3 protein-coding genes are annotated in these 3390 nt (G+C 66.0%); 1 reads left to right on the top strand and 2 read right to left on the bottom strand.

The genetic code is table 11. The features are described from left to right. On the top strand, nucleotides 1-1011 hold a 1011-nt coding region (locus KGM94_RS24375; protein ID WP_300265031.1), incomplete at its 5' end, for a mandelate racemase/muconate lactonizing enzyme family protein. Between the two features lie 175 nt (nucleotides 1012-1186). On the opposite strand, the gene KGM94_RS24370 is transcribed toward KGM94_RS24375, so the two are convergent. Together KGM94_RS24370 and KGM94_RS24365 are read right to left on the bottom strand one after the other, a co-directional pair. Then, the gene (locus KGM94_RS24370; RefSeq protein WP_300265028.1) at nucleotides 1187-2539 is read right to left on the bottom strand and encodes a malonyl-CoA decarboxylase; all 1353 of its coding nucleotides are present in this window, start codon (nucleotides 2537-2539) and stop codon (nucleotides 1187-1189) included. A gap of 93 nt (nucleotides 2540-2632) precedes the next feature. Beyond that, a partial coding sequence (locus KGM94_RS24365) for a helix-turn-helix transcriptional regulator (protein WP_300265025.1) occupies nucleotides 2633-3390 on the bottom strand: 758 nt, incomplete at its 5' end.

The following is a 3390-nucleotide window of genomic DNA, read 5'->3' as shown; positions in this document are numbered from 1 at the left end:
TCCAACGGCCGCTACGGGCAGGGCGGCCTGATCCGCGAGCGTTTTGCCTCGCGCATCCTCGAGGCCGAGCCGCGAACGCTCTTGAACGAGGCCGGCGACAATCTCGATCCGGACGAGATATGGTCCGCCATGATGACCAACGAGAAGCCGGGCGGCCATGGCGAGCGCTCGGTCGCGGTCGGCACCATCGACATGGCGGTGTGGGACGCGGTGGCGAAGATCGCGCGCCAGCCGCTGTTCCGCCTGCTCGCCGAGCGCCATGGGCGCGCGGCCGACCCGCGCGTCTTCGTCTACGCCGCCGGCGGCTACTACTATCCCGGCAAGGGACTTTCGATGTTGCGCGGCGAGATGCGCGGCTATCTCGATCGCGGCTACAACGTCGTCAAGATGAAGATCGGCGGCGCTGACATCGATGAGGACCGCAAGCGTATCGAGGCGGTGCTGGAGGAGATCGGCAAGGACGCCCAGCTCGCGGTCGACGCCAACGGCCGCTTCGACCTGGAGACCGCGATCGCCTACGCAAAGATGCTGCGGGACTATCCGCTGTTCTGGTACGAGGAGGCCGGCGATCCCCTCGACTTTTCGCTGCAGGCCGCGCTCGCCGAATTCTATCCGCGTCCGATGGCGACCGGCGAAAACCTGTTCAGCCACCAGGACGCGCGCAACCTGATCCGCCATGGCGGCATGCGTCCCGATCGCGACTGGCTGCAGTTCGACTGCGCGCTGTCCTACGGCCTCTGCGAATATCAGCGCACGCTCGACGTGCTGAAGACCCACGGCTGGTCGCCGAGCCGCTGCATCCCGCATGGCGGCCACCAGATGTCGCTGAACATCGCCGCCGGCCTCGGCCTCGGCGGCAACGAGAGCTATCCCGACCTGTTCCAGCCCTATGGCGGCTTCCCCGACGGCGTGCGCGTCGAGAACGGCCACATCGTGATGCCGGAGCTGCCGGGCATCGGCTTCGAAGGCAAGTCGGACCTCTATGCCGAGATGAAGGCGCTGGCGGAGTAGTGAGGCGCGAAGGCGACGCCGAATACTCGCTGTCGTCCCCGCGAACGCGGGGACCCATAACCCCCAGGGAGAGGTTGTGGCGCGAGCTGGTAAATCCCAGTCTTCGCCAAGCTCAATCCTGTGGTCATAGATCCCGGATCGGCGCTCGCTACGCTCGCTTGTCCGGGACGACGATTTACGACAGCCGCATGTCCAGCAGCCGTCGCCCTTCGCTCTTCAGGAGCTTCTTCACCGCGCTCGATGCGACGACCTCGCCGTCATTGGCGTAGGCCTCGTGGTTCTTCTCGATGTCTTCGAGCCGGTAGAGATAGTTGACCATGATCCCGGCGGATTCGCGCAAGGCCTTTTGTGAGAGGTCGCCGAGCCAGTTGATGCGCTCGAGCCGGGCGCCGTTGCCGAGATGGAAGCGGGCGACCGAATCGATCAGCCGTCCCTTCGGCGTGCGGGCCTTCAGGAAGTAGTATGCAGCAAGCGGCTCCAGCACGCCGCGCAATTGCGCCGCCAGCTCCGTATTTTCGAACCAGGCGGGCTCATCGAGCTGCTTCAGCAGCTCGCGCTCCTCGTCGGAAATCGGAACGTCCTTGTCCTCCTTTAGCCATGGCATGAAGCCCGGCACCGGGGACAGCGTCACGAAGCTATCGAGCTTCGGCAGTTCGCGGCGCAGTTCCTCGACCACCTGCTTGATCAGGAAGCTGCCGAAGGAAATGCCACCCAGCCCGCGCTGGGTGTTGGAGATCGAGTAGAACACGGCGGTGCGCGCTTTTTCGATCGGGACCGGCTGACGATCGACCGCGAGCAGCGGCGCGATCGCGGACGGTATCGTCTCGGTCAGCGCCACCTCGACGAAGATCAGGGGCTCGTCCACCATGGCCGGATGGAAGAAGGCGTAGCAGCGGCGGTCGACCGGATCGATGCGGCGGCGCAGATCGTCCCAGTCGCGGATCTCGTGCACGGCCTCGTAGCGGATGATCTTTTCGAGGATGTTGGCCGGCGACGACCAGTCGATCCTGCGCAGCACGAGAAACCCCCTGTTGAACCAAGACGAGAGGAGATGGGTGACGTCGCGGTCGAGCGCGGTGAGTTCGGCGTGGCCCTTCATCATGCCGAGCAGGTCGGCGCGCATGCTGACGAGATCGCCGGTGCCGCCGGGCGCCCGATTGAGGCGGCGGATCAACTCCTGCCGCCGCGGCTCCGAGGCGAAATGCAGATCGCTTGCGTCCTCGTCGCTCGGCTGCGTGCGCCATCTCTCGACCGCCTGGGCCAGACGTTCCCGGTCCGGGCCGAAATCGCGCAACAGCGCATCGAAGAAGGTGCGCCGTCCGGTCGCGTCGAGCTCTCTGTAGAGATCGAGCACGTCGCGCGCCATGGCGGTGGCGGAGGCCTCGCCCCGGCCCGACAACAGCGCCTCGCACAGCTTGACGAGACCGCCCGCGTCCTGCTTGCCGTCGGTCGGGTCGGCGCGGCGCAGCAGCGTGCGGCCGCGCTCGGAAATCGTCGTGAGCAGGTCGGAAAAGAAGGCGTTGGCCATGCGGGGGTTCGAATCCGGTGGAGGTTGGCTGAATGCTTACACAGGATTTAGGCGGAAGCCGATCACAATCAAGCGCACAAGGTGGCAGGTGAATCAGGTCTTCCGCGCAAATTCCCTGGGCGTCCGTCCCGTCACCTGCCGGAAGGCTGCCGAAAAAGCCGGCACGCTGGCATAGCCGAGCAGCGCCGCGATCTGCTTGACCGAGAGACCGGCGTCCGTCGACAGCTTTTCGATCGCGGCGGCGATGCGGGCGCGCTGGCACCAGCTCTTGAAGCTCAATTGTGTTTCCGACGAGAACAGCCGCGACAGCGTCCGCCCCGAGGTGCCGACCTCGCTCGCGAGGTTCTCGATCTCGTGGTCGCTCGTCGGGTCCGCCAGCACGATGTCGGCGGCGCGCCGGCAGCGCGGCTCGCGCGGCAGCGGGATGAAGGTCGCCGAATCCTCCGCTTGGTCCAATTCCATCATCGCCAGACGCAGCAGCAGCGCGGTCCGCTCGCGGTCGCCGCGATCGTCGAACAAAGCGAGGATGGTCTGGTGCAGCAGCGGCGACACCCGCACCACGAACTCCGCCACCAGGCTGTGGCTACGCGCCTCGCGCTGCAGCCAGTCGAACTCAAAATAGAGCGTCCGCATCTCGATATCGGCCAGCACGTCGATCGCATGCTCCGACAGCGCCGGGACCCACACCGCACGGTCCGGGGGCACCAGCCAGCGGCCTTTCGGCGTCGTCACCTGCATCGTGCCCTTGGCGGCGTAGACCAGTTGCGCCTCGCGGTGCATGTGGGTGTGGATCCGATGACCCTTCCTGTAGCCGTTTGCGATCATGTGGATGCCGTCGCCGGTCGAGGTCA

The organism is Bradyrhizobium sp. (genome assembly GCF_028868675.1).
GTDB lineage: Bacteria > Pseudomonadota > Alphaproteobacteria > Rhizobiales > Xanthobacteraceae > Bradyrhizobium.
Note: the sequence above shows the minus strand (reverse complement) of the source record. Positions and strands in the feature narration are given on the sequence as shown.